General features: G+C 40.7%; 14 protein-coding genes. All 14 read right to left on the bottom strand.

Features of this window, described 5'->3' with window-relative positions:
* Positions 1–16 precede the first annotated feature (16 nt).
* A complete protein-coding gene (locus G603_RS0101575) occupies positions 17–1726 on the bottom strand; it encodes a GspE/PulE family protein (RefSeq protein WP_026524680.1) in 1710 nt (569 codons plus the stop codon).
* A 162-nt stretch (positions 1727–1888) separates the two neighbouring features.
* Positions 1889–2260 carry a prepilin-type N-terminal cleavage/methylation domain-containing protein gene (locus tag G603_RS21205; protein ID WP_051207339.1) on the bottom strand — a complete coding sequence of 124 codons (372 nt, stop codon included), beginning with the start codon at positions 2258–2260 and terminating at the stop codon, positions 1889–1891.
* Between the two features lie 900 nt (positions 2261–3160).
* Complete coding sequence (locus tag G603_RS21200) at positions 3161–3958, bottom strand: hypothetical protein (RefSeq protein WP_051207337.1); 798 nt, start codon at positions 3956–3958, stop codon at positions 3161–3163.
* Positions 3959–4324: 366 nt separating this feature from the next.
* Positions 4325–5089 (bottom strand): YrzE family protein, encoded by a 765-nt coding sequence (locus tag G603_RS0101560; RefSeq protein WP_026669105.1) that lies wholly within the window; start codon positions 5087–5089, stop codon positions 4325–4327.
* Between the two features lie 23 nt (positions 5090–5112).
* Positions 5113–6171, bottom strand: coding sequence for a PD-(D/E)XK nuclease family transposase (locus G603_RS18840; protein WP_196808029.1), 1059 nt, complete (start codon positions 6169–6171; stop codon positions 5113–5115).
* 370 nt (positions 6172–6541) lie between these two features.
* Entirely contained in the window at positions 6542–7789 is a 1248-nt protein-coding gene (locus G603_RS18835; protein WP_242834819.1) for an N-acetylmuramoyl-L-alanine amidase family protein, read from the bottom strand.
* 8 nt (positions 7790–7797) lie between these two features.
* Positions 7798–9621: a YARHG domain-containing protein gene (locus tag G603_RS0101545; protein ID WP_026669104.1), complete on the bottom strand. Its 1824-nt coding sequence runs from the start codon at positions 9619–9621 to the stop codon at positions 7798–7800.
* Positions 9622–9654: 33 nt separating this feature from the next.
* Positions 9655–11070 (bottom strand): pyruvate kinase, encoded by a 1416-nt coding sequence (gene pyk / locus G603_RS0101540; RefSeq protein WP_026669103.1) that lies wholly within the window; start codon positions 11068–11070, stop codon positions 9655–9657.
* A gap of 16 nt (positions 11071–11086) precedes the next feature.
* Positions 11087–11569, bottom strand: a complete 483-nt coding sequence (locus G603_RS0101535) for a hypothetical protein (protein WP_026669102.1) — start codon at positions 11567–11569, stop codon at positions 11087–11089.
* Between the two features lie 81 nt (positions 11570–11650).
* Positions 11651–12454 (bottom strand): heparan-alpha-glucosaminide N-acetyltransferase, encoded by an 804-nt coding sequence (locus tag G603_RS0101530; RefSeq protein ID WP_026669101.1) that lies wholly within the window; start codon positions 12452–12454, stop codon positions 11651–11653.
* Between the two features lie 44 nt (positions 12455–12498).
* Positions 12499–15306 carry a leucine-rich repeat protein gene (locus G603_RS0101525; protein ID WP_026669100.1) on the bottom strand — a complete coding sequence of 936 codons (2808 nt, stop codon included), beginning with the start codon at positions 15304–15306 and terminating at the stop codon, positions 12499–12501.
* Between the two features lie 191 nt (positions 15307–15497).
* Positions 15498–16292 (bottom strand): RnfABCDGE type electron transport complex subunit B, encoded by a 795-nt coding sequence (locus G603_RS0101520; RefSeq protein WP_330367493.1) that lies wholly within the window; start codon positions 16290–16292, stop codon positions 15498–15500.
* A gap of 106 nt (positions 16293–16398) precedes the next feature.
* Positions 16399–16986 carry an RnfABCDGE type electron transport complex subunit A gene (locus G603_RS0101515; protein ID WP_026524688.1) on the bottom strand — a complete coding sequence of 196 codons (588 nt, stop codon included), beginning with the start codon at positions 16984–16986 and terminating at the stop codon, positions 16399–16401.
* Entirely contained in the window at positions 16983–17849 is an 867-nt protein-coding gene (gene rsxE, locus G603_RS18830; protein WP_081667367.1) for an electron transport complex subunit RsxE, read from the bottom strand. The genes G603_RS0101515 and rsxE overlap by 4 nt, the downstream gene beginning before the upstream one ends.
* Positions 17850–17858 lie beyond the last annotated feature (9 nt).

Below are 17858 nucleotides of genomic sequence, written 5' to 3'. Positions count from 1 at the left end.
TCAGCCGGTTACTCTTTCAGGCATCTTCGTTGGTAATACGAAGTACTTCATAGGGTGTTGTAATTCCCTGCTTAACCAGCTTAATTGCTGCTTCCTTCAAAGAAGTAAATCCTTCCGGTGATCTGTGCAGAGCATCTTCAATTGCTCTTCTTCCTGCATTTTGATAGATAAGTTCTCTGATCTCCGGATTAACCATCATGATCTCAAATACCGCGATACGTCCTGCATATCCGGTATTAAAACAATGCTGGCATCCTTTTCCAATCTTGAATTTCATGCCGGGTTCCATTTCAATGCCCAGTCTTGAAAGTTCATCTCTTGTAGGCTCATACTCCTCACCGCAGTAAGGGCAGATTCTTCTTACAAGTCTCTGTGATATAACACCTCTTAGTGTTGCAGAAACAAGGTACGGCTCAACTCCGATATCCTCAAGTCTGTCGATGGCTCCAACTGCATCGTTAGTATGGATGGTACTCATAACGAAACGTCCTGTAAGAGCTGCTCTCATTGCTATCTCAGCTGTTTCACCATCACGAATCTCACCGATTGATACAATATCCGGATCCTGTCTGAGGATTGCCCTAAGACCGGATGCAAAGGTCATGTTTATCTTAGGATTTATCTGTACCTGGTTTAGACCTTCGAGATTATACTCAACCGGGTCTTCCAGAGTAACAAGGTTTACATCTCTTGTATTAAGCTCATTCAGCATAGCGTACATGGTTGTTGTTTTACCTGATCCTGTAGGTCCAACCAGAAGCATAACGCCGTTACGATAATGGATGAGCTTTTCATATTTCTCCATATCCTCCGGACTAAGGCCAAGCATTTCTTTATCAATACTGGTATTGGTCTTATCCAGAAGTCTGCATACGATTTTTTCACCCCATGCTATGGGAAGTGTTGAAACACGCATGTCTATGCTCTTATTCATAACACTTACTGAGAATCGACCGTCCTGAGGTACTCTCTTCTCAGCAACGTCCATTGCAGACATGGTCTTAACACGAGCAATAACCGAAGGTGTTACATCCTTCGGAACTGTGAGGATTTCTCGCATGATACCATCTATTCTCATGCGGACGTCCATATCGCCTTCTCTTGGTTCAAAATGTATATCTGAAGCCCTCTCAGCAACTGCTCGCTCAATTATTGAGTTTACAAGTCTGATTACAGGTGCGCCTTCACCTTCGATATTGTAGGAATTCTCACTAATTACAAAATCGAAATTGCCTGGATTATCATCACCAACAGCGTTGTATTCCTTCTTATAATCAGCGATAGCCTGCCTTGCGCCCTCGTTGCCATACAGAGTATTTATTGCTCTTTCTACGGCAACATGAGTCGAAATAAGAGGGACAATTTTCAAATTTGTTACTTTACGCACTTCATCCAGTGCGTAATAGTTAAGCGGATCATCCATTGCTACAAAAAGCGTATCTTCCTGCTTTTGTACAGGAACCAGATGATTCTGCTTTGCTGTATTTTTCTGAACATAGTCAGATAAGCTAAGGGGAATGTTAACCTTCGCAAGATCTACATAGTCAACATTAAGCTGTACAGCCAGGGTCTTAGCCATATCCTCCGGGGATACAATCTTATTCTTTATAAGAATCTCACCAAGCTTTTCCTTGGTTTCTCTCTGTGCATTTAGTGCTGATTCAAGATCTGCCTGCGTAATAAGACCGCGCTCTATAAGCAGATCACCGATTCTCTTCTTTATCATGCTTCCCCCTTAGTCAATTTGATAAACGGGTTGAATCCTTTTTTATCTAATTTTTGTGATATATTAATTTCCATTGCGGTCATGCTTTGTGGCATGACCGCAATTTGAATTATTACTTATTACAAGTTCAATATCTTTAATTGGCAGATACACCGTCAATCGTTACTCAATCGTTACCTTATCGTGATCGGTGTCTGCTGATACAGTCCATGTATCGCCGCTAGTTTTTGCTTCAACAGTTGTTATTCCACCAATATCTACGCTACCTGTCTGCCAATCATCCTGTGTCTGCTTTGCAACAACGGTTTTATCAGGAATGTCAGAAGTTCCATCCCATGAGAGTAGTGCCGCAGTCTGTTCAGCATAAGCAGCCCTTAAATTTGCAGCATCTGTAGCTTCTCTTGATTTTTCAAGCTGACTAGTGAATACAGGAATACTGATAGCAACGAGAACTGCAATGATAGCTACAACAATAAGCAGTTCGGCAAGTGTAAATCCCTCTTGACTGTTTAATCTCTTTAACATCTTTTTCATAAATCACTGTCTCCTTTGTTTCATAAAAATGTGTTTGCAGTTCCGTGGCGGCTCTAATCGCCCAATACAACAGGCTGTATTGAACTGAACCAGGTCACCTTTAAATATTACTGTCTCTTAATAATCTTTATTTTACAGACATTATTCCCATAATCCTATTGAAATAAGATTATAATTATCTAAAAATTGTATAAATTTAAGCCTTTTTTAACAAAAATTGATGCAATTTCCTCCAGGGCGAATCGCCGCTGAATGCACTTGAATTCGAGCGTTTTCACAAAAAGCCCCCAAATACTAGAGCTCCCAAAATACTAAAACTACCTAGATACTAAAGCTACTTAGATATTTAAACTCCCCAGATATCATCTGCGTCAACTTACCTCATTGACACTGATATATCAGGGGGAGCTTCTAAATAAATAATATTTACTTAATAATTCCTTATCTATGACGTTTGCTTCTGCATATTCATCAGAAATTGCCTAAAGATCAGTTGAGAACCTTTTCTTTCATCAACTCGATTTGGCCTTAGGTATGTCTGATTCTCATTTCGCACTGATTTTTGCTGTTTTATGCCTTCTCCAGTGCGCAAATATTCTGTCTACTATATTATTTCAGGCATTGAAAATGCTCTACGCACTGATTTCGCCTATCTTATACCTTTTCCAGTGCTTGAAACTTTCAATTCTTATAATTTTTCTGTCGTCAGAACTCCGCTGAGCACTGATTCTACCTATTTCATGCCTTCTCCAGTGCGTAGGCCTTATAATTCTTATATTATCAGAGCTTGTGAAATATCACCGCACACTGATTCCTACAATTTCGAGTCAGCTCCAGTGCGCTAGGACAATCAAGCATAAAGAGTCACGCAAATGTAGTAATTAGAAATAAACCCGACCATTATCCAAAGAATGACATCAGCATCTTCTCAACTGTCTTTGTATTGAGTGGTTTAGCATAAGTCTCATAAGTAAATATCAGATTCTTCCCTATATATATTCCCGATTCTTCCATTTCCTTAAGTCTGACCAAATTATATTTCACATAACCAAGTTCTTCCATCTTGCCCAAATGCTCATAATACACGATTTCTCTGGTTTTCTTATTTAATATTGTGAAATCCGGATGTATGATTTTGCCATTAGCCAATTTCAATGGGCATTCAAATTTGTATGGAATATCAAATTTATCAAGAACTCCAGCAATTATTACTTCTGATTTGGATCTGACTCTTAAGCCTAGATTGGTTAAATGTACTGCATCACCTTTACCAAATTCTTTAGGCGTATATGGTATTGATTTCCACATTTTAGCGTATTCATCATCTGTCAAGTCCGCAGGTCTGAGTTTGTCTCTTATTTCATCAGGAAATTTGTTGTATATCTCAGGGATAGAACCTGAATAACTTTCCAAGAATGACTCAATCAGTTCCTGCTCTTTTTTTGCTTCCTCGATAAATAACGCATCATATTTCTTTTGCGCAAGCAGTCTTATTCTTTCAAAATCAGACTTCTTTAAATACACTCCGGCTTTTTCACACTTCTGCCTTACGTAGTATTGATTGTAAGTCCCTCTGTTAACGATTCTAAGCATTCCCTCCGGGGAATTAATTATATTTTTAGTTCGTTCCTCTATTTGCTTTTCCAACTCATAACTACGCTGTCTTAGTTGGTACACAAAATCACCTTTAGTAAGCATTTGATATTCTCTCTCCTATATCCTAATTAACCCATTGGCATTCTTCAAAAATCTTGAAAGGAAGTGCGCCGATTATATCAAAGGGAAGAAATCATGAAATAAATGGCGATATAATCAGCGCTTTAAAATGAAAGAAACTTGAATGCGCCGGGATAGCGCAAGAAAGATATTACCACAAATTTTCCATAAGTTTATTAAGAAACACCTATAAAATGTATTAAGAAATGATTAATCTTTCTGTCAAAATAATATGGCCTTCGATCAATGGTTTATCTCATAATTTCTGAATACCTTGTCAATGTCCCGAGAATGAAAAAGCTCCTCGGAATGAATCCGAAGAGCCTATAGCATTTTCCCTATTATTGCTTACCTTATAAAGCTTTGCTTCATAAGAAGCTGCTGTATTATATTGTTCTCATACATATATTTAAGAATGTTGTTTTCAGTGACCATGCTCATGAAGTATTTCCCTGCGCCGGTATGCTGCACTGTTGAGACCAGCATCATGATAACAAACATATAAAGAATTCCCTCTGCGATCCCCCATAATAATCCGATGTTGTCAGCGGATGTTCTAAGACGCTGTTTCATGAAGCTATTTATTATGGTGGCAGCGATGGCTAATCCAATTTTTATAAGAATATAGCTGATTGCAACTGCCATAATGTAGATTGTGTATTCTACAAGAGTGTTTTTGGCTTCTTCATGGGCCTGCGCATCAAGGGATCCATTTTCAAAATTAAAGGCGCTGCCCTGAGGATATGAATATCCCGGATCGTCTGATTCACCAAGGACATATTTTTCATATTGCTCAAGCTGTTCCTCTGTTCCAACAAAATTCTGTATGTATTGTCTGAAAGCATCCATGTCCGTACTAATCAGCGTCGAATCTTCGTCGAGAACATTCATGGTTACTGTATCCACGTAGGGATCGATTTTGTCTTCAATTCTTTCTCTGACCTTTGGCTGTCTTTCCAGGTTATGGGTGAAACTAAGGGCTAGCGATGGTATGAGTAAAATCATGATAACCCAAGTGACGATTCCGTAGACCATTCCACGGATTCCTCTTCTCAGGCCGCGAAATACTGAGATTATTTCAATTGTAAGAAAACTAATTGTCAAAGAGTTCATAGATTCTCCAAAATTGCTAAAGATTAGTTGAGAACTTTTTCTTTCATCAACTCATCGTATATAGTCTCTGTATCATAGTCAGGAGCGTATTTTTCTGCAATAGCGCAGATTCTTGAGATATACTCCTCGTCTTCTTCAACCTCAGAAGCGATTATGTCGACAGATTTTCCTTTTTGAAGTTTCTTGCATATCAAATCAATTTTTCCGATAATAACTCCTCTTGCTTCTCCTATCGCTAGAGCTTCTTCTCTTATTCCCTCACCCAGATTGCACATGGTGTTTACCTCCTCTTTCATCGATTTTGTCATAGGTATGTTAAAATTTCTTTCCAATATTTCTTTCTTTTTCTGCGGCTCAGTATTTGACGATAGCAAAACATCAAGAAGTTTCAGAATTGGAACATCTCCCGCTTCTTCAGCTGATCCGAGTTTTAAAAACAAAACTGTCATCAGATCGTAGTCCTTTTCTTCTTCAACTGCATTTCCTACGAGATTTTCCTCAACCGTTCTATAACGTGTAATAGTATTCTTATATTCATCAGCAACATTCATCTGAATCCAAATAGAATATACCTTACGAATTTTCTCATAATGACTGTTTAAGAAAACCGTATTTTTCTGCGAGCTTATCATACGACTTACATAATACAAAGCTCTCTTGATAAGAGGATATGGCGTTTTTTCATTCTTTTGCGCCTCGACATTCAAAATCAGATGAACCGGTTCCTTTGAGTCCGGTACAACTGCGGAGAATTTTATATCATAGTAGACTTTTCCCTCTTTTTTTGAACTATCTTCAGTATTTTTCCCTTCAATTCTGCCATCCGGCAGCTCCTCAAAATATTGAAGTTCATCCTTATCAAGCTGATCCTGGTCAACCGCAATCTTTGATACCTGCGGCTCTCCTTCAATGCATTTATTTGCTATTTGAGATATAGAGAATTGCGCAAATTCAGGCACGCATTCCTTCATGATCCAAGCAAGAACCAGTTTGTTTGACAATAATCTTTTTACACATTCATCATACTGAGTTTCCTTATTAGTAATATCTATAGTGTCTGCTATATCCGTTTGTGCCATCATGTATTTTCCTTTCTTCATAATACGGCAAAAAAGTACCACTTTCAACGGCCATACAACCTTTGTACAGTCGTGAAAATTTTTAGGTTTGATATCCTAAAATTTAAAGATTCTCTTTTTCAAATATTTCAAATGATACTGGGTATTCTTTGGTGAAATAACCGAAAATCTTATATACTACTAAAATCACGTGATCACGTAGTAGAGATAATACCACAAATCCTCCATTCATTTATTAAGAAACATCTACAAAATGTCTTAAGAAATGATTAATCTTTCTAACTGCATAAAATAGACTCCCCGGGTATTCCGGAAATGTTGTTGCATTAACATTTCCGGAATACCCAGGGAGCCTGAACGTATTTCAGTTAATTCAATTTGCGAAGAAAGCATCTATGCCGTTTGCGATGCCTTGTACCATTTGAGACTGGTAGGCTTCAGAGGCCATGTTGGCATCCTCTGTAGGATTGGACATGTAGCCCATCTCGATGATGGTGGATGGAACGTTAGCCCAGTTGATACCGGTCATGGTATCTGTTTCCCAGACGTACTGCTTTTTGCAGCCTGTTGCTGCTACGAAGGAATCAAGGACACAGTCTGAAAGCTTTCTGGACTGTGAATAGTAAGCAGCGTTGTATGGATTGGACGATGTCTGGCAAATAGTCATGGCGCCATTTGTGGAAGTATCATCAGAGCCGTTGGCATGGATTCTGACAAAGGCTTCTGCGCCGTTGTTATTGGCTATCTGCGCTCTGTCCACATTGCTAAGGCTTACATCATTGGACTCTCTTGTCATTATAACTGTGTAGCCTCTTGCGACCAGTTCATCCCTAAGCTTCAGTCCTACTGTCAGGTTGAGCTGATACTCTGTAAGGCCTGATGTCTTGCCTGAGGTTCCGCCTGTAACCTTGGCTTTCATATTGGATGAGCCGGGGCCGTTGGGCTCCTTCTCTGACATTCCTTTGGACTGGTGCCCCGGATCAATTACTACAAGATGGCCGCCTGTATGTGGCGTTGATGTCTGAGCCTGCGCTGCATCTGCGGATGTATTCTCACTATCTGAACCGGAAATATCTGCATTACCGCTTTCAGATGATTCAGCATTCTCACTATCTGATGCCTCTTTATCTGTACTGTCTCCAGCAGTCGCAGAAGCATCGCTGTCAGCAGCTAACGTATCAGAAGTTCCATTTTCTACTGATGTATCTGAATTTTCAGAAGCTGCGCCATCTGTACTTTCATCACTATCAGAAGTATCCGATGAGACTTCAGAATTCTTAGCTGAATCTGAGTCCTCAGAACCAGATGTGGACCATGAATCAGCATCTGTATTATCTGTTTCTTTGCTATTTTCTGAAGCCTGCAGTGAATCATTTTCCACATCCTGAGTATCTTCTGATCCGTTAGCTGTCATATCGCTGTTTTCCGTACCTGCCTGATCATTAGTGATACTTTCCGTATCACCGGAAGCTGCTTCCTTTGCCATTGCAACCTGAGTTTCTTCTGCCTCTTTTACACTTGCAGGATCCTTTGTAATTGCAAAAACTACAAGTGCCAATAGAGTTATTAAACCTACTCCGATAAGTATGTAAGGGATAGGGCTGTTCTTTCTTTTTTTCATGTCAAAAATCAATCTTTCTTAGAATCTTCTACTTCTTTTATTAATTCAGCGTTGGTCTTCTCTGTATCACTCAGGATGGAATTGCTGATCTTGTCGAATTCTTCCGGAGTATAAACACCGACATACCAGTCTTTGCTGTCAAAATAACTCTGGAGTTCTTCATCCTTGAACTTTCTGCCATATCTTGCATAAATCTCATTGCGGGCTATTTTAAGTTCTTCTGCCGAAAACTTATCAAGCTCTGCCTTAGTATAAAGTCTTGTGGCACTGTCAGGCAGAATGTAGTCGGCGCTGTCCTCAGCATTGTCGGTTTCCGCTTCGCTGTTCACCTGAGAATTATTATTATGTGTATAGCCCTCCTGGATATTATCCTCATAGGTGAAAGCATCCACATTTGCTGATACAAGCTTATTGAACATTGTATCTATGGTTTCGTAACCCTTGAAGTCATAATTGTATGTGCTCCACCAACCGGAATCCACACCTGTATCAAAATTGAAGTAATCATAGGTTGTGTCGTATCTGCTGAGGTCAACAGAGATTATTCCGTCAGGCATCTGCATCACATCATAAAAAGAAACATAATAGTAATATGTAACATCGGCCTTATACTTAGCATCCTCTTCATTGATATCGATTGTGGATACAACTTCATAAACAAGATCGACAATGTTATGATAACCTGCGTATGCACCGGGCTTCTCTGCAAGGAAGTAGTTACCGAGGTAGTTCGCTTCTTTTAATGTAACCTGATCTGACCAGTAGGAAGCTGCGTTAGCAGTAATGATATCAAGGCCCTGCTGCTTCATCTTGGACAGCATATCATCTGAAATCTCGGAAGCAGAAGCTACATAGCTGCTAAGTCCGTCTACTGTGAAGGTTTTCTCTGTCTCGCTGGGGATCATGCCATAATTCTCGAGGCAGTAATCCTCAAGGTTATTCCCATAATAAGTAGTAACTGTAGCCGTGATCACATCACCGTTACTGAGCTCATAATTCTTATCAAGCTGATAATCGAGGTATCCGTAAACACCATTTGTGTTACTGTTACTAATCTGTGCTGTTCCGTCAGGGGCAATTCCTGAGTAAGTAATCTCTACGCCCTCAAAAGGATCGAATAATGTTGCTGCCTCAAGGCCTTCAACTTCGCCTTCAATATCTGAATACTTAACCTTTACGCCAAGGTATTTCTCAAAATCCTTCTCATCCTGTTCTGAAATAGACCATGTATAAACTACCTTGTCGCCGTTTGAGAGGCCTTCTGTCTTATCAAGACTTCCGCTAAAGCCCTCTTCCAGGATTGATGCAGGTGTGAAGCCGTATGTTGCAAGAGCACCCTCAATGTCGTCAAGATCACCTACAAATGCACTAAGTTCGCCGAGCTCACCCTTAGCGCTTTCAAATTCTTTCTTAGCTGCTTTTGTAAACTTAATCTTATCCTTGTAGTCAGCTTCAAATCTCTCATTATCAAAAACAGCTGAAGCCTTACCTATTGTCTCATAACCGCTGTAGCTTATGGTCATGTACTTATTAAGGTTGATAGTGGTCTTTCTGCCAAAAAATAGGAATGCAGCTCCTGCACCCAGTGCAAGAATAAGCACACATACCCCTACAATAATTCCAATAAGCTTACCTGCACCGCCCTTCTTAGGCGCTGCCTGATACTGAACCTGAATCGGTGTCTGAGGGGCCGGCTGTACAGGTGCTTTTACAGGCTCTGCCACCTTCATCTCTACCGGTACAGTCTGGGCCGGTGCCTCAACAGCTTTGCCGCAATTAGGGCAGAACTTCGAACCATCCGGAATCTGAGTCCCGCAATTTCCACAAAACATTTCTCTCTCCTCGCTTTCACTTCATGGATTTATTTATACATCTTCAATCTTTATAAGATTGGTATTGCCGGATTGTCCGTTGGTAACACCGCCTGTGATAACGATCTTGTCCCCTTCTTTAAGATCGAATGTCTCGATGGCAACCTTCTTGGCACTGTAAAACAGTACGTCTGTAGAAGGGAAAACATCGCACATCTTGGGTGTGACAGCCCATGAAAGCGACAGCCATCTCCAGGTCTTCTCATTGGTGGTAAGACCAATGATATCAACGGGTGATCTGAATCTGGATACCATTCTTGCTGTACGTCCTGAGAGCGTACAAGCTACGATTGCTTTTGCATCAAGATCTATAGCCATTCCACATGTAGCATGTGAAATTGCATCCACATCATTTTTTATAAGGAAATCATAATTGTAAAAACGCTTGTTGTAGTGAATATTCTGCTCTGTTGTCTCGGCGATCTTGGCCATGGTCTCAACAGCCTGCACAGGATATGCTCCTGCAGCGGTCTCGCCTGAAAGCATGATAGCACTTGTTCCGTCATAAACCGCATTAGCAACGTCAGAGGTCTCAGCTCTTGTAGGTCTCGGATTGTGAATCATGGACTCAAGCATCTCTGTTGCAGTAATAACACGCTTTCCAAGCATTCTGCACTTAGTGATGAGGTCCTTCTGAATAGCAGGAAGCTGCTCGAAAGGAACTTCTACGCCCATGTCACCTCTTGCGACCATGATTCCATCGCACTCTGTACAGATTTCTTCGATATTGTCATAACCTGACTGATTCTCAATTTTTGCAATAAGCTGAACCTTGTCATTGCCGTTATGAGCCTTCAAAAACTCATGTACATCCACAAGATCCTGTTTTACGGATACAAAGGAACATGCAATAAAATCAACATCATTCTCAACGCCAAAGAGGATGTCTGATTTATCCTGCTCTGAAAGGTAAACCTGCTTGATGTGCTTACCAGGGAAGCTCATGCTCTTTTTATCAGAAAGCTCGCCGCCTGTAATAATCTCTGTCTCAATTCTTGTGCCGTCTGTATCAAGCACCTTGAACTCCAAAAGAGCATTGTTAAGAAGGATTCTGTCACCTCTGTAAAGCTCCTTTGCAAGATTCTTGTAGCTTACTGAAACTATGGTGTCATCACCCTTGATATCCTCAGTGGTGAAGGTGAACTTTTTACCTGCTTCAAGATTGACCTTGCCATCCTTGAAGGTGCCGATTCTATATTCAGGTCCCTTGGTATCAAGGAGAATAGCGATAGGAAGTCCAAGCTCAGCGCGAACCTTTTTGATTCTCTTAATTCTGGTGAGCTGCTCCTTGTGATCTCCATGTGAAAAGTTGAGTCTCGCAACATTCATTCCTGCTTTACACAGTGCTGCGATCATCTCCTCTGATTCACTTGCAGGGCCGATAGTACATACAATCTTTGTTTTTCTCATAAAATCTCCTATTTTATTACTTATTTACATTAAAAGGTTTATTAGCTTCATGATAGCCCTTTGCAGAAACACATTTCAAGAGCTCAGCGTATTTATGGTTTTCCTTTAAATAAACCTTGTAGTGTCTTGGTCCGGTCAGTTCCACCAGCATTCTGTTATCGCCAACATCTCCAATGATCATGTCCCATTCCTCGCCGTCATGGGTAAAATTAAGATCAATCTCATCCAGGATCGCAGGCTCTCCCTTAGTAATGCTGCCTGTGGTGGATGAAATAATAAGATTGATGGCATTCAAATTATCGCTGTTTATTCTAAATGTCCCCTCGGAACTCTCTGCCACGCATACGTCTGCTTCGTTGCACAGCACAAACAGATCCACCTTAAACTCTCTGAGAGTGTTGGACATATTCAGCATGTAGATAATAAGCGCAAGGCACATCGCAAAAGCCGATATAAATACCACCGCAAAAACTACACCCTTATTCAAACCTTTTTTCATAAAAATCTCCCTTTTGAAGTACTCCCCTCACTTCGAAAAGCCGGAAAATCCGGTATAGAAACCCATAGCTAATTCTTAATGCTATGGCAATAATAATGTGATTACATATAAGACAGGCTGATGAAGCAGATAGATGAAAAGTGAATGCCTGCCAAGCCATGAAAGCGGCTTAACATTAATATGAAAAATCTGTAATTTAAAATACGACCTTAGAATTCCATAAAGGAAATATCCTGCCATGAAAAGGAAAAACCATGGCATAAGTGAAAAATAATCGGATGAATAAAATCCGTCCTGCATAAAGCCAAGGTAGGTCAGGTATGAACGTCCCATTCCGTCAGCTCCGCCGCCCTGATAAAGTGATGCCGGCAGATCAAACTTAATAAAGGCAAGCTTAAGTACTCCGTAATTGATTCCCTTGGTAAGTGCAAATAAAAGAGCGCTTATCATAAATCCAAATGCACTTACATTCTTATCGGGCTTATACTTATGCTCTCTGCTCTGGGCCGGAGTAAGACCATTAATCTTGTCATAGATTTTCAGATAAGCTCCCATCAGCATCATGGATGATCCAAGAAGTGTCAGCACTCCAAAATGCACCGGTGCTTCTGGAAGAAAAATCTCTGTAATGCAGGTCACTATAACTCCAAACAGGAACACGATCGCACCATTTCTAAGGGGCGACCTGGCAAAGTGCATACAAAATCCAGCCAGCAAAATAAATGTCCAACAGATACTTTGCTGCCAGAAATGTGCTCCCGCACTGACGTACCATTCCATGTCGAAACCCTTGATATACTTAAGGTCCCAGCAAAAATGGTACAGAACCATGCTTATAATTGTAAATCCTCTTAATGTATCTATAGTTGCTAGTCGTTTTTTCATACCCAACTATTATACGTTATTTGTAAAAAATTTGCTCGGATAAATTATCCTTTTTTATACTTAAATACCGCTTCTTTTGCTCCGGCACTCTTTAGTTTCCTGACAATCCTGTTATAGGTCTTCTTGTTTTTGCATACAATGGTGATCTTAGCACCTTTCTTGATGCCCTTGAAACTGCCGCTTCCAACGGATTTCAGATTCTTTCCATTGATTGTTATTTTGCCAAGGTTCTTACACCCGTTAAAAGCGTTCTTTCCTATTTTCTCTACATTTGAGCCTATTGAAACCTTTGTAAGCTTTTTATTCTTTTTGTAGGCAGAGCTCTCAATCTTAGTTACTTTGTAGGTTTTGCCATCTATCACAACGCTGTCGGGAATTACGACAGACTTTGTCTTAGTGCCGGCACCTTTGACTGAAACAGCATCCCCTGACTGGACTTCATACTTTACGTTTTTAACAGTCTGAAGGCTTCCTGTCAGATCTTCTTCCTCATCTTTTAACCAGTCTGCCACATCTATCCTTGTCAGCTTTATGGACTTTCTTAGCCCTGTAGGAAAAAATCTGTATTCATTTCCGTCTTTATCTACGTACACGCCGGGCAGATACAGATTCATATCCGCAGGTACATCAATAGGCGCATAAATGTACTTAATGCTATTGCAACCCCTGATACCGATATCCTGACCTGATATGTGCTTAGAATTAAAAGACTTAAAACTGCAACCGGACAGATCCAACGTTTCAAGTGATTTACAGCCTTCACACATTGCATACATATATGTCATGCTGGAAAAATCAAGGCCCTTTAAATTAAGTTCCTTTAAATTCGGGCATGAAAGCACAAGGCATTCTATACCTGTAACAGGATTTGATGCCTTTCCCTTTATGTCAAAATCGCCCCAGGTTATTTTCTTTAAGCTCTCATTATAGGAAAGAAGATGCTGCGAGCAGGATATGATCTCATAGCTTACTCCCGTTAAGTCAATCTCCTCAAAATCACACCTGGTGAAGGTATGGCTACCTGTTATGGAAACACCTCTCTCAAAAGAAAGCTTTTTAACATTAGTGATCTGGCACCTGTTAGCAATTTCCGTAACATAATCCACACCATTTATAGTGGCCATACTTGGAATAACCAAATTCGTAACAGCAGGTCCTTTGTACTTTGTTAAACTTATTGCTTTTTTGGTATTTCTTCCCACTCCATAACTTTTAAGACTATATGTAAAATCATTCTGCCAGGTAGTATCATCAGGCGGATTAAGGATTGCTTCTGCCTCTTCTGAATTATCTTCGGAGTATAACAAAATACTCTCTGTAAGATTTGCAGGTAAATAGTCGTATTCATTGCCATCTTCATCAACAAAGGTTCCGGGAAGCTGATACTTACCTGCTGCAGGTACATTGATGGGCGCATAAATATACTTGAGATTCTTACAATCCTTTAGCCCAATATTTGTAAAAATAGCATCGTCAATTCTTAAATTTGAAAAATCGACACCGCTGAAATTAACCAATTCAAGCCCCGTACATCCGGAACATAAATTTGATATTTCTACAAAATTACTGATATCAAAAGAACTAAAATCAAATTCCTTTAGATTTGGACAAAATGCCACCATATATTCGGAAGATTTAACAGGGTTACCAGGATAACCTTTAATATCAAAATCGCCCCAGGTTATCTTCTTAAGCTTCTTATTGTAGGAAAGAAAGTGCTGCATTCCCTGTATAATTCTGTTATTTACACCTGTGAAGTCTATCTCCTCGAATTCACTTTTGGTAAATGTCCAGTCTTTGGTTATCGTTACGCCTCTTTGAAATGACAGCTTCCTAACACCTGAAATGTAGCAATAATCGCCAATGCAGGTGTAATATGTATCATCATCAATAGTGAAACTTGAAGGAATTTCAACATCCCCGCCATCTCCAAGATAGCTTGTAATAGTAATTTTATTATTTTGAGGATTGTTTTCCTTTGTCAGAGAATAGGTATATTTGCTTAGAGGCCCGATTCTACTAATAGTAATCAGCTTTGATGTTACGCCGTCATCCCCGTAAGGCATCCTGGTATAGCTATTTCCGGAGCCGTCAACGTATTTCCATGGTCTGTTTGGAAGTGTCCACTTATAATATGTGGCATCCTTAAGTCCAGTGGGAGTCCATATTTTCTCAAGTCTGTTACAGCCATCTGTAGCCTGCCAATAGCCGTTCTGTCTTCCGCTTGCATTAGTAAGATCAAAGGTAGAAAGATTCAGTTCCTTAAGGTTCCTGCAGTTATTAAACATGAGGGCAAAGGTTTTAAGAGAAGTAGTATCAAATGCGCGAAGATCAAGGCTTTCAATACTTGTACATGCAGAAAACATGTAATCCATGTTTGTAACCTTAGAGGTATCTACACCTGTAAAATCAATAGTTTTAAGATTTTCACAACCGGAAAACATGCTTTTCATAGTAGTCATGCGTGAAGTATCTGCCCCGGCAAAGCCAAATGCTTCCAGACTTTTGGCGCTGCTAAAAGTAACTCCGTCAGCAATTTTTACGCCTCGTTCAAACTTGATGCTCTTTACTGCAGATTCTACATTAAAGCCTTCGACTACGGTGGCGTATGTCTTGCCATCAATTACAGCTTCAGATGGTATCCTGATTTCCTCAGCTTTCCCAATATACTTATAAATACTTATTTCATGAGTTTCTTCGTCAAGATCATAATTGTATTGTGAGTACCAGTTAGGATCGGCATTACCGGAGGCTGCAACATCCATGCTATTTCCCGGTAACAGCCAAAAAGAAATAATGATCATTATGATCGCATTTATAATTGTATAAGAAAACGAATTGGTACTTTTCATAAAATCCTCTGCTATACAAATCACATCTCAGCGCATATATACATTATTGTAGCACATTATGATTTTTAAAGATATTTAATGAAAAGGTATTTTCTATGAAATTAATCTAAAATAGCCGGAAGAGCTTATTTGTTTTCAGCTCTCCCGGCTATTAAAAATTTTCCTGCTATTCAATCTGACCTGTCAGTTTATCAAATCACTTCGATAGCTTTCTTCGGGCACTTCTCTGCGCAAAGTCCGCAGTGTGTGCACTTTTCCTGATCGATTGTAGCTACATTGTTCTCGACGGTAATAGCACCGGAAGGACAATTCTTCTCGCAGATGTGACATGCGATACAACCAACCTTACAGTATTTGTTAACTGCCTGGCCCATATCCTGGGACTTGCATCGTACAGATTCTGTAGCGTCATAAGGAATGAGGTCAATAAGGTGACGGGGACAGATCTCTGCACATTTACCGCAGGCTTTACATGCATCTTTGTCTACTACTGCGATTCCGTTAACTACGTGGATCGCGTCAAACTGACATACACTTACGCAGCTTCCGCCGCCAAGGCATCCGAAGGTACAGGTCTTGGGACCTGCGCCGGGAACCTGATTGATAACACGGCAATCATCTGCGCCAAAATATTCATATCTCTGGGTTGCCTGCTCGCAGTCGCCGCCACAGTGTACATAAGCAACCATGCGCTTTGCTTCGCCGGCATCAACACCCATAATCTCAGAAATTCTTGCTGCTACCGGAGGTCCTCCTACAGGACACTGGCTTACTGCAGCCTCTCCTTTTGCTATAGCAGCCGCACATCCTGAACATCCGGGGAATCCGCATCCACCACAGTTGTTGCCAGGAAGTGCTTCCAAAATAGCCTGTTCTTTCTCATCTACATCTACATGCAGCTTCATGTCAGCCACGCCGAGGATTATTCCTATGATTATTCCGACGCCTGCAACCACTGCTGTAGCAATGAGTACACCACTAATCATAATTGTCTCCTTTTAAAATGAAGTTCTGCTCTCACTTCGTTCGCCAGAACACGTTCGAACCAAATTCGAAAATACCTCATTAGGTTCTCTCAGCTCTGCTCCAAGCTCATCTTAGTGCAGAAAAACCGGTGAATGCTATTGCCATAAGCGCTGATGCAAGAAGTACCGTAGGCATTCCGCGGAAGGGCTTAGGAATATCATTGAACTCGATTTTTTCACGAATACCTGCAAGAATTACGATGGCAATTGTGAAACCAACTGCTGTAGCAAAACCGCAGATTGTACTCTCAAGCAAGCTGTATCCGTCAGTTACGTTGTTAAGTGCAACACCAAGCACCGCACAGTTGGTTGTGATCAGCGGAAGGTAAACACCCAGTGACTGATACAGAGAAACAACGAACTTTTTAAGGAACATCTCAACAAACTGAACCAGCATGGCAATGACCATGATGAAAACGATGGTCTGCAGGAAAGAAAGATCCAGCGGATGCAGTATGAATTTATAGATTGCATTAGTTACAAGGGATGCCAGCGAGATAACAAACACGCAGGCCATACCCATACCAAAAGCCGTCTCAGTTTTCCTGGAAACTCCAAGGAAAGGACAAAGTCCAAGGAACTGACTAAGTACTACGTTGTTAACAAGTGAGGCGGTTATCATGATGGACAAAAGTCCTACTATTGTATTTGTCATTTGTTCTCCTCCTTACTGTTAACCGGCACAGGTTCTTTATCTGCTGCTTTGAAATCAGGCTTAATTGTCTCTTTTGCTTCAAGAGCTGCCTTTTCTTTTGCAAGAAGCTCTTCCTTAACCTTGTGGGGATCCTTTATCTCTACATCGCTGCAGCATCCGCCAACGCCGAATTTGGAAGTATCCTTGCCCTTTTTCTCAAGGTTGAATTTTACCTGGTTCATAATTGCGATCAGCACTGCCAGCACAATGAACGCACCTGCCTGCTGAATGAAAATACGAATCGGCTGATACTGTGAAAAGAAGTATCCAACCGGTCCGGGAACAACTGAGCCTTCACCGAATATCTGAACATCGAACATTGTGCCGCCGCCTATAAGCTCACGGAAAAGTCCGATAACAGTTATCGCACAGGTAAAGCCCAGGCCCATTCCGATTCCATCAAAGAAGGAAGGAATGATGTTGTTCTTGGAAGCGTATGCCTCGGCACGACCAAAGATGATACAGTTAACAACTATAAGCGGAATGTACACGCCAAGTGCTTCGTACATCTTGGGAACGTAAGCCTGCATAACAAGCTGAACCAGTGTAACGAATGATGCGATTACTACTATAAATGAAGGAATTCGAACCGTGTCCGGAATAACCTTTCTAAGTAGTGATATAACCGCATTACTGAGTGCAAGTACAAATGTAGTTGCAAGTCCCATTGTGAGACCGTTTATCGCCGACGTTGTGACCGCAAGTGTAGGACACATACCAATCATGAGTACCAGCGTCGGATTCTCTACGATAAGTCCGTTAAAAAATCTTTCTGCAGGAGTATCCTGTTTAAAACCAAGGGCTCCTTTTCTTTCTTCACTCATCAGTGCCCC

Origin of the sequence: Butyrivibrio sp. AE3006 (genome assembly GCF_000424165.1) — a bacterium.
GTDB lineage: Bacteria > Bacillota > Clostridia > Lachnospirales > Lachnospiraceae > Butyrivibrio.
The sequence above is the reverse complement of the archived record's forward strand: the minus strand, read 5'-3'. Positions and strand labels throughout refer to the sequence as shown.

Excerpts from the sequence above, each read along its gene's own strand:
- G603_RS0101575 (WP_026524680.1), bottom strand. The coding sequence starts at position 1,726 with ATGATAAAGAAGAGAATCGGTGATCTGCTTATAGAGCGCGGTCTTATT.
- G603_RS21205 (WP_051207339.1), bottom strand. The coding sequence starts at position 2,260 with ATGAAAAAGATGTTAAAGAGATTAAACAGTCAAGAGGGATTTACACTT.
- G603_RS21200 (WP_051207337.1), bottom strand. The coding sequence starts at position 3,958 with ATGCTTACTAAAGGTGATTTTGTGTACCAACTAAGACAGCGTAGTTAT.
- G603_RS0101560 (WP_026669105.1), bottom strand. The coding sequence starts at position 5,089 with ATGAACTCTTTGACAATTAGTTTTCTTACAATTGAAATAATCTCAGTA.
- G603_RS18840 (WP_196808029.1), bottom strand. The coding sequence starts at position 6,171 with ATGATGGCACAAACGGATATAGCAGACACTATAGATATTACTAATAAG.
- G603_RS18835 (WP_242834819.1), bottom strand. The coding sequence starts at position 7,789 with ATGAAAAAAAGAAAGAACAGCCCTATCCCTTACATACTTATCGGAGTA.
- G603_RS0101545 (WP_026669104.1), bottom strand. The coding sequence starts at position 9,621 with ATGTTTTGTGGAAATTGCGGGACTCAGATTCCGGATGGTTCGAAGTTC.
- pyk (WP_026669103.1), bottom strand. The coding sequence starts at position 11,070 with ATGAGAAAAACAAAGATTGTATGTACTATCGGCCCTGCAAGTGAATCA.
- G603_RS0101535 (WP_026669102.1), bottom strand. The coding sequence starts at position 11,569 with ATGAAAAAAGGTTTGAATAAGGGTGTAGTTTTTGCGGTGGTATTTATA.
- G603_RS0101530 (WP_026669101.1), bottom strand. The coding sequence starts at position 12,454 with ATGAAAAAACGACTAGCAACTATAGATACATTAAGAGGATTTACAATT.
- G603_RS0101525 (WP_026669100.1), bottom strand. The coding sequence starts at position 15,306 with ATGAAAAGTACCAATTCGTTTTCTTATACAATTATAAATGCGATCATA.
- G603_RS0101520 (WP_330367493.1), bottom strand. The coding sequence starts at position 16,292 with ATGATTAGTGGTGTACTCATTGCTACAGCAGTGGTTGCAGGCGTCGGA.
- G603_RS0101515 (WP_026524688.1), bottom strand. The coding sequence starts at position 16,986 with ATGACAAATACAATAGTAGGACTTTTGTCCATCATGATAACCGCCTCA.
- rsxE (WP_081667367.1), bottom strand. The coding sequence starts at position 17,849 with ATGAGTGAAGAAAGAAAAGGAGCCCTTGGTTTTAAACAGGATACTCCT.